The 14,729-nt window shown below is 51.3% G+C and carries 16 protein-coding genes; 10 read left to right on the top strand and 6 right to left on the bottom strand.

Going from position 1 to position 14,729, the window contains the following annotated elements; all coding sequences use genetic code 11:
* The first annotated feature begins 32 nt into the window (after positions 1–32).
* The 5 genes from egtB (at position 33) to FHP88_RS12835 (ending at position 6,145) form a co-directional block, all read left to right on the top strand.
* Positions 33–1,271, top strand: coding sequence for an ergothioneine biosynthesis protein EgtB (egtB, locus tag FHP88_RS12855; protein WP_144359480.1), 1,239 nt, complete (start codon positions 33–35; stop codon positions 1,269–1,271).
* Positions 1,271–2,224, top strand: a complete 954-nt coding sequence (gene egtD, locus FHP88_RS12850) for an L-histidine N(alpha)-methyltransferase (protein WP_260843295.1) — start codon at positions 1,271–1,273, stop codon at positions 2,222–2,224. The genes egtB and egtD overlap by 1 nt, the downstream gene beginning before the upstream one ends.
* A gap of 140 nt (positions 2,225–2,364) precedes the next feature.
* On the top strand, positions 2,365–3,159 hold the full coding sequence (rsmA, locus tag FHP88_RS12845) for a 16S rRNA (adenine(1518)-N(6)/adenine(1519)-N(6))-dimethyltransferase RsmA (RefSeq protein WP_260843294.1): 795 nt from the start codon (positions 2,365–2,367) through the stop codon (positions 3,157–3,159).
* A 96-nt stretch (positions 3,160–3,255) separates the two neighbouring features.
* Positions 3,256–5,640 carry an endopeptidase La gene (gene lon, locus FHP88_RS12840; RefSeq protein ID WP_144359477.1) on the top strand — a complete coding sequence of 795 codons (2,385 nt, stop codon included), beginning with the start codon at positions 3,256–3,258 and terminating at the stop codon, positions 5,638–5,640.
* Between the two features lie 142 nt (positions 5,641–5,782).
* Positions 5,783–6,145, top strand: coding sequence for a sulfur globule family protein (locus FHP88_RS12835; RefSeq protein ID WP_144359476.1), 363 nt, complete (start codon positions 5,783–5,785; stop codon positions 6,143–6,145).
* Between the two features lie 71 nt (positions 6,146–6,216).
* Here FHP88_RS12835 and erpA read toward each other — a convergent pair whose 3' ends face one another.
* The 4 genes from erpA to argC all read right to left on the bottom strand — a co-directional run bounded on the left by erpA (position 6,217) and on the right by argC (position 8,979).
* Entirely contained in the window at positions 6,217–6,570 is a 354-nt protein-coding gene (erpA, locus tag FHP88_RS12830) for an iron-sulfur cluster insertion protein ErpA (RefSeq protein WP_144359475.1), read from the bottom strand.
* Between the two features lie 92 nt (positions 6,571–6,662).
* Positions 6,663–7,142 carry a bactofilin family protein gene (locus tag FHP88_RS12825; protein WP_144359474.1) on the bottom strand — a complete coding sequence of 160 codons (480 nt, stop codon included), beginning with the start codon at positions 7,140–7,142 and terminating at the stop codon, positions 6,663–6,665.
* Positions 7,143–7,153: 11 nt separating this feature from the next.
* Positions 7,154–7,876 carry a DUF6776 family protein gene (locus tag FHP88_RS12820; RefSeq protein ID WP_144359473.1) on the bottom strand — a complete coding sequence of 241 codons (723 nt, stop codon included), beginning with the start codon at positions 7,874–7,876 and terminating at the stop codon, positions 7,154–7,156.
* Positions 7,877–7,950: 74 nt separating this feature from the next.
* On the bottom strand, positions 7,951–8,979 hold the full coding sequence (argC, locus tag FHP88_RS12815) for an N-acetyl-gamma-glutamyl-phosphate reductase (protein WP_144359472.1): 1,029 nt from the start codon (positions 8,977–8,979) through the stop codon (positions 7,951–7,953).
* A gap of 552 nt (positions 8,980–9,531) precedes the next feature.
* Here argC and FHP88_RS12810 point away from each other — a divergent pair.
* Together FHP88_RS12810 and hemJ are read left to right on the top strand one after the other, a co-directional pair.
* Positions 9,532–10,230, top strand: coding sequence for a DUF4126 domain-containing protein (locus FHP88_RS12810; protein WP_144359471.1), 699 nt, complete (start codon positions 9,532–9,534; stop codon positions 10,228–10,230).
* Between the two features lie 49 nt (positions 10,231–10,279).
* Entirely contained in the window at positions 10,280–10,699 is a 420-nt protein-coding gene (gene hemJ, locus FHP88_RS12805; RefSeq protein WP_335341557.1) for a protoporphyrinogen oxidase HemJ, read from the top strand.
* Between the two features lie 116 nt (positions 10,700–10,815).
* Here the strand turns inward: hemJ and FHP88_RS12800 are convergent, their stop codons facing one another.
* Both FHP88_RS12800 and FHP88_RS12795 read right to left on the bottom strand, forming a co-directional pair.
* Complete coding sequence (locus FHP88_RS12800; RefSeq protein ID WP_144359469.1) at positions 10,816–11,205, bottom strand: HesB/IscA family protein; 390 nt, start codon at positions 11,203–11,205, stop codon at positions 10,816–10,818.
* A gap of 106 nt (positions 11,206–11,311) precedes the next feature.
* On the bottom strand, positions 11,312–11,773 hold the full coding sequence (locus FHP88_RS12795) for a DUF5063 domain-containing protein (protein ID WP_260843293.1): 462 nt from the start codon (positions 11,771–11,773) through the stop codon (positions 11,312–11,314).
* 114 nt (positions 11,774–11,887) lie between these two features.
* Between FHP88_RS12795 and thiD the strand changes: the two genes are divergently transcribed.
* The 3 genes from thiD to hemL are packed head-to-tail and all read left to right on the top strand — an operon-like array spanning position 11,888 to position 14,691.
* Entirely contained in the window at positions 11,888–12,757 is an 870-nt protein-coding gene (gene thiD, locus FHP88_RS12790; protein ID WP_260843292.1) for a bifunctional hydroxymethylpyrimidine kinase/phosphomethylpyrimidine kinase, read from the top strand.
* 6 nt (positions 12,758–12,763) lie between these two features.
* Positions 12,764–13,411, top strand: coding sequence for a thiamine phosphate synthase (gene thiE, locus FHP88_RS12785; protein WP_144359467.1), 648 nt, complete (start codon positions 12,764–12,766; stop codon positions 13,409–13,411).
* Positions 13,408–14,691 carry a glutamate-1-semialdehyde 2,1-aminomutase gene (hemL, locus tag FHP88_RS12780; RefSeq protein WP_144359466.1) on the top strand — a complete coding sequence of 428 codons (1,284 nt, stop codon included), beginning with the start codon at positions 13,408–13,410 and terminating at the stop codon, positions 14,689–14,691. The genes thiE and hemL overlap by 4 nt, the downstream gene beginning before the upstream one ends.
* Positions 14,692–14,729 lie beyond the last annotated feature (38 nt).

Genomic DNA, 14,729 nt, shown 5'->3' with positions numbered 1-14,729 from the left:
TAATAAAAAATACAGCAACAAAAGGATCTTTCATGAACAGGGAGACGCTACTGGCTGATTTCAGCAGGGTGAGACAGCTGAGTGAAAAACTGTGCAGCCCACTTGCGGTAGATGACTATCAGATTCAATCGATAGTACAAACCAGCCCGCCCAAATGGCACTTGGCACACGTCTCCTGGTTCTTTGAAACCTTTATTCTGAGTCACTTTAAGCCTGACTACATCCCCTTCCATCCCCACTTTGATTACCTGTTCAATAGCTACTACTACACCCACGGCAAGATGCAACCGCGCCCTGAACGCGGGCTTCTATCGCGACCAACCGTTGAGCAAATCATTGAATACAGGGCGCATATCAACGAACAGATCACAAAACTGATCAACCACGTTGATGAAAAAGAGTGGCCATCACTAGCGGACCGAATGGTACTCGGCCTCAATCATGAACAGCAGCACCAAGAGTTACTGCTCATGGATATCAAGCACAACTTCTTCATCAATCCGCTACGACCCGCCTATCGGGATACGCTAGCAACACCAACCGCTACAACATCACCCGTGCGCTGGTTCGAGTGTGAGGGCGGTTTGCATTCGATCGGACATCATGGTGATGGATTTTCCTTCGACAACGAAACCCCAAGACACTCCGTACTGCTCTACGACCACAGGCTCGCTGACCGTTTAGTCACCAACGGCGAGTATCTCGAATTTATAAATGACGGGGGTTACAACGATCCAGCACTCTGGCTAGCCGACGGATGGACTCTGTTGCAGACCCAACAAGGGCAACATCCACTCTATTGGGAATCGCAGGAAGGCCACTGGATTCAGTTCACCCTGGGTGGCCAACGACCGCTCAATAGGGATGAGCCGGTCTGCCACCTCAGTTATTACGAGGCCGATGCCTATGCACGCTGGGCTGGCAAACGCCTACCCCGGGAAGAAGAGCTGGAAGTGACGCTGGCAGAGCAGGAGATCACAGGAAATTTCATGGAAGACGATCTACTGCATCCAGTCCCTGCCGGCAGACGGGGTCAGTGGTATGGCAATCTATGGAACTGGACGGCATCGCCCTATTCCCCCTACCCCGGCTTTAAACCCCTCAGTGGATCAATGGGTGAATACAATGGGAAATTCATGTCCAGCCAAATGGTATTAAAAGGCGGCAGCTGCGTAACACCCACAGGGCATACCCGCTCCAGCTACCGTAATTTCTTCTATCCAGACGAACGTTGGATGTTCTCCGGACTGCGCCTGGCCGAGGATGCATGATGGATAAGACTATCACTTTTCACGATCACAACCCCCGGATCGAAAGCCTACAGGAAGCGGTAATTAAGGGTCTTTCAAAGGAATTCAAATCTATCGCGCCAAAGTATTTTTATGATGAGCGTGGCTCTCAACTCTTTGCTGAGATATGTGAGCAACCAGAATATTATCCTCCCTATATAGAGCGCACGATACTCAGTGGATCCGTCGATGAGATCCTCTATTTAACCGGCACGGAACGTATTACTTTTGAACCGGGGGCTGGGGAAGCCACCAAGATCAGGCTGTTGCTTGATGCGCTCAAGCCCTCGGCCTACCTGCCGATGGACATCTCCTGTGAGTACCTCAAACAAGCCGCGGCTGAGATTGTGGACGAGTTCCCCTGGCTGCCAGTACATGCTGTCTGCGTGGATTTCACCCACTCAATCCCTATCCCTAATACTGCACCAGAGGGAAATCGTCTGGCTTTTTTCCCAGGCTCCAGCATCGGTAACTTCACACCCAATGAAGCACTCAACTTTCTTAGCATGGTAAGAAGCACCATTGGCCAAGGCGGCATGCTACTTATTGGTGTGGACACGAAGAAAGAGCCCGCGATACTCCATGCGGCCTATAACGATGCGGCGGGTGTTACCGCCAAGTTCAACCTGAACTTAATACACCGCATTCGCAACGAAACCGGTGTTGACTGTGATCCAGAAAACTTCGAACACCAAGCATTTTACAATGCGGATCTCGGTCGAGTGGAGATGCATCTGATCAGTCGTTGCGAACAGACGCTACACCTGAACGGTCACCGCTTCCAGTTACATGAGGGGGAAACACTCCATACCGAAAACTCATACAAATACTCCCCTGATGAATTCATCCGTCTGGCTGAACGGGCCGGTCTTCAGCCCATTCGGCACTGGCTTGACGATGAGAAATTGTTTGCGGTGTACCTGCTACAAGCCTGAGAAGCGATCCAGACAAAGTGATATCATGACCCGCAGGCATAGTCATGCTTGATATCACCCAGGCCTATAAACTTCATCAAGCAGCTACAACATATATCACTCGCGATCCGCTAGCCTGTTTACACAGCAAGGACTATTCATTGACTCACCAAGCAAAAAAACGGTTCGGCCAGAATTTTCTTCATGATTCGGCCGTAATTGGCCGAATTATTCGCAGCATTCATCCTAGACCCGGGGAACACTTAATTGAGATAGGACCTGGCCAGGGGGCAATCACAACTGAACTGCTTAAAGAGACAGGACAACTGGATGCTGTTGAGCTCGATCGTGATCTGATCCACCCTCTGGCAGAGACCTGCGCCAATCTGGGCGAGTTGACACTCTACAACAGTGATGCAATGAAGTTCGACTTTGCACAATTAGCTGAAGATGGCCGTCCCTTGCGGTTGGTGGGCAATCTACCTTACAACATCTCAACCCCAATCCTGTTTCACCTGCTCAAATTTGCGCCATTGATTCAGGACATGCACTTCATGCTGCAAAAAGAAGTCGTGGATCGCATGGCCGCCGCCCCCGGCAGCAAGACCTATGGCCGACTATCCGTCATGATGCAGGCATGGTGTGATATTGAGCCATTATTTGTGATTGGTCCTGGGGCATTCAATCCACCACCCAAGGTGGATTCGGCTATTGTCAGACTGACACCCCATAAAGTACCCCCCTGCCAAATTATCGACCCAGATCACTTTTCCCGCCTGGTAACGGCTGCATTTGGTCAGCGACGCAAGACCTTACGTAACAGCCTGAGCAAACTGATAGACGCGGAACAGATCATTGCCGCAGGTATTGACCCAACACTCAGAGCCGAACGGCTTACACTTGTAGAATTTGCACAGCTCTCCAACCATACTTGTAATATGCCCCCTACAGCCTGATATAGAGTTCATTACATTTAATGCGGTTCATGCAAAACTGTATTTCAAACACCTCTTTATCTTAACGGGCAAATTGATGCCAAGAGAAAAATAACAATGATTGACGACACCTTTGATGCCGACGATATGGAGATCATTTCCAGCAACGTACTGGCCCGTCCAGGTGATGTGCTACCCGGTGTTATCCATTTACTGCCCGTCACCACACGTCCGTTCTTTCCCGGCCAGGCAGTCCCTCTGCTGATGAATGACAAGCACTGGGAAAAGACCATCAATGCCGCCTATAAATCCAGTCAAAAAATCATCGGCATTGTCATGTCCGATGCCGCCACCTCAGAAGATTCAATACTGAGTGACTTTCGCAATATTGGAACGGCCTGCAAAATTCATCGGGTACAGAAGGTAGAAGGACGTCTACAGGTACTCGTGGAGTGTCTGCAACGCTTTCGAATAGAGCAATTTATAACCAAACGGCGGCCATTCAGGGCACAAGTTCATTATTTCAACGAGGAGTCTGTCAGTCCCAGCGATGAGATCAAGGCCTACGCGATGGCCATTATCAACACCATCAAGGAGCTGGTTCCGCTCAACCCCCTGTACGGGGAAGAGCTAAGAATATTCCTTGATCGACTAGGACCTGACGATCCTTCTCATCTAGCCGATTTCGCCGCCAGCCTGACTACTGCAGACCGCTTCCAACTACAGGAGATACTGCAAGAGGTGGAAATCCTGCCCCGCATGGAGAAGGTGCTGGTGCTGCTGCATAAAGAGCTGGAGCTTGCCAAGGCACAGAATGAGATACGCAAAACCGTTGAGGACAAGATCAGCACTCACCAGCATGAGTTTTTCTTGCGTGAACAACTCAAGGTCATTCAGCAAGAACTGGGGTTGGAAAAAGATGATCGCACGGCAGAGTTGGACAAATTCAAAGAGCGACTGGAAGGCCTGATACTGCCTGCCGCCGCCTCCAAACGCCTTGACGAGGAGATGCACAAACTCTCCATACTGGAGACTGGCTCCCCTGAATACGCCCTGACTCGAAACTATATCGACTGGATCACCCTATTACCCTGGGGAAAACACAGCCAGGACAAGCTCGATTTGGGACAGGCCCGAAAAGCACTGGATAAGGATCACTATGGATTGGATGACGTTAAAAAGCGCATCCTGGAATTTCTCGCGGTCGGCATGATGAAGGGTGAAGTGAACGGCTCCATCATCCTGCTGGTAGGTCCCCCAGGCGTGGGCAAGACCTCCATCGGAAAATCCATCGCCAATGCACTGGGCCGATCCTTCTACCGCTTCTCAGTAGGCGGCATGCGGGACGAAGCCGAGATCAAAGGGCATCGACGAACCTATATTGGTGCTATGCCCGGTAAATTCATCCAAGCCATGAAAGAGGTTGAAACAGCCAATCCTGTGATCATGCTCGATGAGATCGACAAGATCGGCGCCTCCTACCACGGTGATCCCGCCTCCGCGCTACTGGAGGCCCTGGACCCGGAACAGAACAGTGATTTCCTGGACCATTACCTTGATCTTCGATTCGACCTTTCCAAGGTACTGTTTGTCTGCACGGCCAATCAACTGGATACCATTCCAGCACCGCTTCGTGATCGTATGGAGATCATCCCACTGTCGGGCTATATCGCCCAGGAGAAGCTGCAGATTGCCCGTAAATACCTACTCCCTCGACAGCTAAAGCGGGCCGGTATGAAACGCAGTCAACTGAAACTCAACACACCGGCATTAAAGGCCATTATTGAAGGCTATGCACGGGATGCAGGGGTCAGGCGACTGGAAAAACAGATTGGCAAGATTGTTCGTAAATCCGTCGTCAGAATTCTGGATAATGAGGCGACGCCGATCATCGTTGACGAGCCCGATCTGAAAACTTTTCTCGGCAGTCCCATCTTCCGAGATGAACGAAATTTAAGCGGCCCTGGCGTGGTCACAGGTCTGGCCTGGACGGCCATGGGTGGGGCGACACTCAGCATCGAGGCCGCCAGAACCCATAGCTTTACCAGGGGATTCAAATTAACGGGCCAACTCGGCGAGGTAATGCGCGAATCTGCCGAGATAGCCTACGGTTATATTATTTCCAATGCCGAAAAACTGGGGGCTGATCCACTCTTTTTTGAGAAAGGCTTTATCCACCTCCATGTTCCCGCCGGAGCAACCCCCAAAGATGGCCCGAGTGCTGGTATCACCATGGCATCGGCCTTGCTCTCCCTGGCCCTAAACAAGCCTGTAAGGAAGATTGCCATGACTGGAGAGCTGACGCTCACTGGGCATGTATTCCCCATTGGCGGCGTGAGAGAAAAAATGATTGCGGCCCGCCGAGCCAATATCAGGGAGCTCATCCTGCCAGAAGAGAATCGCGGTGAATACGAGGAGGTCCCGGAACACATTCGGAAAGGCATTAAAGTGCATTTTGCCTGCAATTTTGATGATGTCGCGCCACTGCTATTCGCCAAGTAGCCTTGTCGGGGAAGTTAATCCAGATCAATAACACTCACTATCGACCTTGACTTATTTAGAAAGCACTAATATTTTCTTCATAGAGACCGCTGAGCTGGTAGGGTCTCCCATACCCAACTGAAGACTTAGGGAGAAGAGAATTATGAAAACTATTATAAAAGCAGCTGCTGTAGCAGCCTTGCTGGTCGCATCTGCCTCTGCATCCGCATGGTGGGGCGGCGGTCCTTGGGGCGGTGGCCCTTGGGGTGGCGGTCCTTGGAACGGTCTTGGCGATGGCTGGGGTGATGGCTCCGGTGACTTTAATATGAATTTTAGTGGTCGCGGCAGCGGTTATGGTAATGGCTACGGACGTGGCTATGGCTATCCTTATGGTGGCTATGGTTATCCCTATGGCGGTGGCTACGGTGGTTATCCCTATGGCGGTGGTTATGGAGCACCCTACGGTGGCTATGCACCCTATGGTTATCCAGCACCCCCTGTAGCGCCAGCGGTCCCCGCGAACTAAACTGATCCGTCAGTGATAAAAAAACCCTGCATCGTTGATGCAGGGTTTTTTATTGGATGCCTGTACAGTTATCAGACTGAGAACGACGAACCACATCCGCAGGTTGTTGATGCATTGGGATTGCGGATTACAAACTGCGATCCCTGGAGACTCTCCGTGTAATCCACTTCAGCCCCCATCAGATACTGGAGACTCATAGGATCGACCAGCATGGCAACACCATCCGTATCGACCCGGGTATCACCCTCTTTCATCTCCTCATCAAAACTGAAGCCATATTGAAAGCCAGAACAACCGCCACCCTGAATGAATACCCGAAGCATCAGGTTCGGATTGCCCTCGTCTTTGATAAGGGTTGCCACCTTAGTGGCTGCCGCATTGGTAAACACCAGCGGGCTTTCGGTTTCAGCTTGCATACCACTCATTTCCAACTCCAGATACTCACAAATACACGCTAAATCAGCATATTACTCACATTATGCTTTTCTGATCAATTTAGTCAAGTATTAAACCCTACTCAGCGCCCCCGGGGAATCCGCTCAGACGCTTCATCCTGCGACTCATCCGCAACTGAAGCATCAGGCTTCAGCGCCTCCACATTAGATCGGTCACCATCATATCCCAGCATTTGAGTCTCTACGTCCTTGGTGTGAATCAATTGGCCATTCACTTCCGCACCCATCGCCATCTCAAGCAGGTTGTAATAAACAGTACCTGTAACCTTGGCCTTTGGCGCCAATTCCACCCGCTCCGAGGCGTAGACATCACCCACTACCGTACCGTTGAGGATGACATTTGGAACCCGAATATCACCTTCAACACGCCCCTGTTCACTCAGCGTCAGGGCCGAATCACCCCCTTCGTCAACCATGACATTGCCACAAATAAGGCCATCGACATGAAGGCCTCCGGTAAAATTGACGTCACCATTGATAGTAGTCCCACTACCAATAACGGTAGCAATTTTGGGAGCCTTGAACTTTCTAAAACGCGCCATCAGAATTCCTCTTATTCAGCTACCAGCCAATCAAATGTCTTCTTGATCTGTGGCAGCTTGTTATTAGTTGGATTGATCTCAACAATAACCCGTTCCGGGTTAAAGCCCTCTGGCACCTGAATCAATCCGTCAACATCCTGAAAATGCCTGAAGCGCATCTTCAGTTTCTCTTCTTTCTCTTTTGTGATCTCTTTTAAGGCGAGCACACTCGCCTCACCATCCTGCTGACCTTCGAGCGCAAGTTGCATCCAACCTACTGCAGCTCCGGCGCTCTTGAGCGCCTGACTCACGGTAAAGTTAAAACGATAAACTTGTGGTTCAGCACCCTTACTGAGCCTGAATCCCTGAATATACAGACCTTCAGATTTAACACTGGTTTCAACAATGCCTCTTAGCAGGGCCAGTTCATTCGCCATCTCCTGATGAGATGTCTGACTCTGACGTAACTCTTCACGAACCTGGCGCATGGCCTCATGGTCAATCTGTGCCGCACGCTCAAGCGCCGCTATCTGCTCTCGCAACTGACCCCGCTCTGCCTCAAGCACGGCTATCTGTTTGTCCTTATCCTTCAGGCGCCGGTTAAGGGGTGTCACTTCATCCACGACCGGCTCCACAGGCGGCAAGTATCTCTCCCAACCTACCAGTAGTGCTGCACCAAGAACAATCGGCACCAGCACCCAAAGATAGACCCACCTACTCCGGGACTGGACTATTCTGGGTGTCGTTATTTTCATCCCTGCGTCCCCTGTAACACGCTAAACCACTACCTCAATCTACCCACAGGCACTTCGAGTTGCCATTGTTGGTTCTAAGGAAGCAGCGCTACTGCCTGTAAACCCAAGGTCTCGTCTAATCCAAGCATGATATTCATGTTCTGAACCGCCTGACCCGCCGCACCCTTGACCAGATTATCAATCACCGAAAGGATGACCACTGTGTCACCACCCTGTGGCCGATGTATGGCCATACGACAGTGATTGATACCGCGCACACTGCGGGTTTCGGGATGAGATCCTGCAGGCAATACATCCACAAAGGGTTCGTTGGCGTAGCGTTGCTCATACATCGCCTGCAGATCCACATCACTGGTTATTGTGGCATAAAGAGTGGAATGAATACCCCGAATCATGGGTACAAGGTGTGCCACAAATGTGAGCGCCACATCCTGCCCCGCAGCAACAGATAGATTCTGTTTGATCTCTGGCATATGCCGATGCCCCGGCACCCCATAGGCCTTAAAGCTCTCGCCGACCTCACCCATCAGCATACCGACACTGGCACCACGACCTGCCCCGCTCACACCGGATTTGCAATCTGCAATCAGACCCGTGAGATTAACCAACCCCGCTTCTACCAGAGGCAGAAAGCCCAATGTGGTGGCCGTGGGATAACAACCCGGATTGGCCACTAATCGGGCCTGCCGGATGGCCTGACGATTCACCTCTGGCAGGCCATAGACCGCTTCGGCCACCCGCTCTGGGCAGGCATGTGGCATACCATACCACTGCTCCCAAACAGCGAGATCCTTGATCCTGAAGTCCGCCGCCAGATCAATGACCTTACAGTTGCCATCCAACAGCTCAGGCACCATCTTCATGGCTGTTCCATTAGGCGTTGCAAAAAACACCAGATCACAGGACTTCAGCTGATCCAGTTCTGGCTCGGTAAAGGGGATATCGAAATGGCCTCGCAGGTTTGGATAGATATCTGAAACGGGGCGGCCGGCCTCAGCACGCGAAGTAATAACCGCCACATCAACTTCAGGGTGCCCTGCCAAAAGCCTCAGTAGTTCGACGCCGGTGTAGCCTGTTCCACCTACAATACCTACTTTTACCATCGCTTCAATTCCACTCCGGATATGTCACTCCCCGTGCTTATTGCTGACAACGCACTCGCACGCCACATCGATCAGCACAGGGTCAAAAAAGGAAGTCAATCATACGGTGCTAAGCGAAAAATCTAAAGATGTAAACCATTAAAGTGAAAACAGTCCAACAATAAAAAAGCGACCCGCAGGCCGCTTAAGCTAAATGTGACAATTTCTTTTAATTCCTTTTACCTGCCGAGTTCATCAACAAGCGTCACAAATCCTTGAATGCAGCCGACTATATATCCATATTTTAAGTAGGTCAAATAATTACTTTACTTTTCATATCGATAGCCAAGCCAATCAACAAATTCAAAACACTCTATGCAAATGAGGATATTGGGATAATGAAACGTAAAGTGGCATACTGACTTGTCGATAGGCACCCAATTGAACGCAGTTAATCTCGATTGGGTCAGGGGCATAAACGCTCTGGATCTGTCGTAAATCAAGTAGGAACTGAATCCATATTCAGTCATCCAATAAGCTGACGACACTTGCTGCAAAGAAAGGATTATGTGAATGGAAACTGTTGAACTCATCTCGCTGACACTCGGCGTAGCCTGGGCCTCGGGTATCAATCTCTATGCAGCCGTGCTGGTTCTCGGCTACCTTGGAATGACAGGGGACGTGACACTGCCGCCGGGCCTGGAATTGCTCAGCAACCCGATGGTGCTTGCCGCTGCAGGCTTCATGTACATGGTTGAGTTTGTTGCAGATAAGACACCCGGAGTAGACACAGGATGGGATGTACTGCATACCTTTATCCGCATCCCGGCAGGTGCCGTACTGGCCGCAGGCATGGCTGAAGGCCTCGACGTCAGTCAGGCGGCTGAGTTTGCCGCCCTACTGATCGGAGGCAGTCTGGCCGCAACCACCCATCTCACAAAGACGGGCACCCGGGTTCTGATTAACACCTCACCTGAACCCTTTTCCAACTGGACAGCCTCAATTACAGAGGATCTGGTGGTGATTGGCGGACTTTGGGCTTCACTGCATTACCCCTGGTTGTTCGTCGCAGGACTGGCACTCTCATTACTCCTGATTATTTGGCTGCTCCCCAAGCTGTGGCGAGCACTTAAACGTGTATTCCGGGCAATTGGGGAGTTCTTTGGCAGTCAAAAGAGTGTGCATGCACCGAACCATGGATCACCCACTGGAACGACGCGACGGGATATACTCCGCACGCTCTATCATGATGCGAACAGCAGCCCCAAATAGGGCTTACTGCACTTGATTCATAAAAACATAATCACGAGGTAGCGATGTGATGTGGCTAAAGGCTTGGCATTTGATATTTATGGTGACGTGGTTTGCCGGAATCTTCTATCTCCCCCGACTGTTCGTCTATCACGCCATGACCGATGACGAACCCGGCAAAGAGCGTTTTAAAGTGATGGAGCGGAAGCTCTACTACTTCACAACACCCTGGATGATACTCACGCTCTTTTTTGGCTTCTGGATGCTCTATGAATATGCCTGGGCTGCATTTGGCAGCATGTTATGGCTACACATCAAGCTCCTCTTGCTGGCAGTACTGGTAGCCTATCACTTCTATTGTGGAAAGCTGGTGAAGGATTTTGCCGAGGGTAAGAACACGCATAGCCATGTCTGGTATCGGTGGTTTAATGAAATCCCTGTCGTCATCTTGTTTACCGTCGTACTGCTCGCTGTATTAAAACCGTTCTAGCATCGCGTCGACCATTCAGTCCCAGCCTACTTCTGTCACTAAGCGGGACAGGCTGATTTCGGAACTAAAAAAAACCGCGGTAGAGATCCGCGGTTTTTTTTGCAGCAAGAGTGTAATCAGGAACAACCGCCACCCTGTGCAGCACTGGAGCTGCAACCACCACAACCACTGCTGCTCTCAGCAGGCTTGAGGTTGTTAAAAACAAAACTCGCGTTACCATTACCTTGATCAACAAAGTCAATTTGCACACCCTCGAGGTGGCGCATCGTGTCACCATCGACAATGACATCAAAGCCCGTCGAATTCAGGACATAATCGTTGTCATTAAGCTGATCAGTAAAGGTCATACCAAAACTGATGCCGCTGCAACCGCCTGGAGAGGCGTACACACGGATACCCTTGACCTCTTCTTCTACCTGTCCAACCAGCTCAGCCATTTTGCCTTGAGCGGCCTCAGTCAGACTGAGTTCTTCCTCTCTCAGCAAGTTTGTGGTTGCTTCACTCATCGAAAATTCTCCAAACTAAAACAGTAATTAATTGCAATACTATATCAATTACACTATTCATTAACCATTGATTTTTTAGTGAAATCGTGCACTTTTCATTCTGTGCCTAAAGCTGATTTCTATTCACCAACTCGTAGAGATGGCGCTCCGCATCCAGGAGATGCTGCCCCCAATGCTCCTGATAGCCGCAGCACCAGTCATCAAATGCCCGCTCGGGTGCACGCTCATCCTCGATGAGATGCAACCCATGCTTCAATTCACAATAGATGTCTGTCAGGTCGTCGGCCAGACTACCCGACATGCCCTGCTCATCCGGGGCAACGTCAAACTCCATCCAATAAGCGTCACGATGCCCAAGTAAACGGCGAAGCGTGGCAAAAAGCTCAAACCGCGCATCCAGATCCGGATTGAAATAGTTAGCATTCCGGGGTGGCGCACCCAGCGCAGTAACCGCTGCATGCAACTGTGGCAGTAATGACGAGAGCCGGCGCAGCCAGCTAATGTCATTATCCTCCGCAGATTCGATTAATTCACAATAGTCTCTTGCTAATCGGGACAATTCGTTCATTCTAGTATCCATATCTTCACCTATCCGACAGCCCGGCATTGGATTCTCCCCACTACCGGCATTCCATTCCCAAGGGCCGTATCAGCGCCGCCGGACCTAGGCTAGAGGTATTCAGTGAATGCTGGTTTAATTGTAGACGATGAAATTCGTTTTTTTTTGAATTCAACCAAAGAATGGTTACTAACGAAACAGATGCAACCCACTGACAAACCCATCGTGCTGAGCATTTCTGGCCACGACCCTTCAGGTGGCGCAGGTATCCAGGCTGATATAGAAACCATATCCGCCCTAGGTTGTCATGCCGCCACGGCGATTAGCTGCCTGACCATTCAGGACAGTAGGAACGTACACGAACTGACCCCCCTTGAACCTGAACAAATCATCCGGCAAGTCGAGACACTGTGGTTGGATTACACCATTCGGGCGATCAAGATAGGCTTGATAGGCAGTGCCGATGGCGCACGCGCCATTGGTGAATTCCTGGCTAAGCATCCGGAGGTTCCGGTGATACTTGACCCGATACTCGCGGCAGGTGGCGGTACTGTCCTCGCAAGCCAACGCCTGATTGATACCATCATTGAACGTATCATTCCCTACACCACCCTGGTCACGCCCAATTCACAGGAGGCCCGCAAGTTGACTGGATTGGAGCATCTGGAACAATGCGCTGAACACCTCATACAGCAGGGTACACAATCGGTACTCATCACAGGTACGCACGAAGCGTCAGAAGAAGTGATAAACACGCTCTATCGTCCAAACCTGAAACCACTCTTAAATAGCTGGCCGAGACTCAACCACTCCTACCACGGCTCCGGCTGTACCATAGCCTCCGCAATCGCGACCGAGCTGGCAAAAGGATCAAGCCTGGAACAGGCCGTCATCCATGCACAGCGATATACCTGGGAGAGCCTTGCTTCAGGATGGCAACCAGGCAAAGGGCAACATATTCCCAACCGTCAATTCAATCATCACACCGAGTAAACCAGCTTGTCGCAGCAACGTCTAACCGGGCTTTACGCCATCACTCAATCCCAGCCATCTGGCTTTGACATCACACTCAATCAGGTGGCCGCTGCGCTAAGTGGCGGGGCCAAGATTATCCAATATCGAGACAAACAACCTGGCGAGGAACGCCGGCAAGCCGAGGCAGCGGCGCTGTGTGATCTATGCCATGGACAAGACGCACTGCTCATCATCAATGATGACGTCGCACTGGCAAAACGGGTAAGTGCGGATGGTGTACATGTCGGCAGAGAGGACAGCGGGATTGTTCACGCCCGTCAGTTGCTGGGAGAACAGGCCATCATTGGCATCTCCTGTTATAACCAGCTACCTTTGGCGATTGCCGCCGAAAAGGCGGGTGCTGATTATGTGGCCTTTGGCCGTTTCTACCCCTCAGCGACCAAACCCGATGCGGTACAGGCAGATATCGCGCTGCTGGCTGAAGCAAAGCAGCGGTTACAGATCCCAATAGTTGCCATTGGTGGCATAACCCCGGAAAATGGCGCAACCCTCGTACAGGCAGGCGCTGACATGCTGGCCGTGATTAATGCCCTCTTTGGCAGTGATGACATTGCCGCTAACTGCCAACGTTTCAATCAGTTATTCGACAGATCGGAGTACCCACCCACATGACCGCTTCACATGATCGTTTTATTCAGGCCCAGCAACATATCCCTGGTGGGGTAAATTCTCCCGTGAGGGCATTTAAAGGCGTTGGCGGCGATCCCGTCTTCGTTGATCACGCCAGTGGACCCTATATCTATGACCCGGATGGCAAACGGTACATCGACTATGTTGGATCCTGGGGTCCGATGATCCTGGGGCATGCACACCCACAGGTGCTGGACGCCGTCTCTGATGTGATTAAAAAGGGGCTCTCATTCGGCGCACCCACCACCATTGAGACCAGCATGGCCAACCGTGTCTGCGAGCTGGTCCCTTCGATTGAGCTGGTTCGCATGGTCAGTTCAGGCACCGAAGCCACCATGAGTGCGATACGACTCGCCCGGGGTTATACAGGTCGGGACAAGATTGTTAAATTCGAGGGCTGTTACCACGGTCATTCTGATTCTCTGCTCGTCAAGGCAGGCTCCGGCATGCTGACACTGGGTGAGCCCAGCTCTCCCGGGGTACCCGCTGCACTGGCTGAATTCACCATCACACTCAACTATAACGATATCGACCAGGTGAAGCATACTTTTGCCGAGATCGGCGAACAGATCGCCTGCATTATCGTCGAGCCGGTTGCAGGTAACATGAACTGTATTCCGCCAGCCCCTGGATTTCTGGAATGCCTGCGTGAAGTCTGCGACCAAACCGGTACTGTACTGATCTTTGATGAAGTGATGACTGGATTCAGGGTGGCCCTGGGCGGTGTACAGGGCCTCTATAACATCACTCCCGACCTCACCACCCTGGGCAAGGTAATAGGCGGCGGAATGCCCGTTGGCGCCTTTGGCGGCAAGCGGGAGATCATGGAGAAGATATCACCACTCGGCCCGGTCTATCAGGCCGGTACACTCTCCGGCAATCCGGTCGCCATGACCGCTGGACTAAAGACACTGGAACTGATTTCAGTTCCCGGCTTCTTTGAGGATCTGACCCAGCGCACGACCCAACTCATTGATGGTATTCAGGCAGAAGCCGACGCAGCAGGCGTTGCCATGACGACCAATCAGGTCGGAGCCATGTTCGGCCTCTTCTTTACCGATGCCGGTAAAGTAACCAATTTCGCTCAATCCATGGCCTGCCAGCAGGAGCAGTTCAAGACATTCTTCCACGCCATGCTGGAACAAGGCATCTATTTGGCACCTTCTGCATTTGAAGCCGGGTTCGTTTCAGCCGCCCATACTCAGGATGACATTCAGGCAACCATCCAGGCCGCTGGCAAGGTATTCAAACAGATGGCGTAATTCAGACCCGGCTAAGAAATAAAAACGCCGGCTGATTT

Source organism: Sedimenticola selenatireducens (genome assembly GCF_007625115.1).
Lineage (GTDB): Bacteria > Pseudomonadota > Gammaproteobacteria > Chromatiales > Chromatiaceae > Sedimenticola > Sedimenticola selenatireducens_A.
Note: the sequence above shows the minus strand (reverse complement) of the source record. Positions and strands in the feature narration are given on the sequence as shown.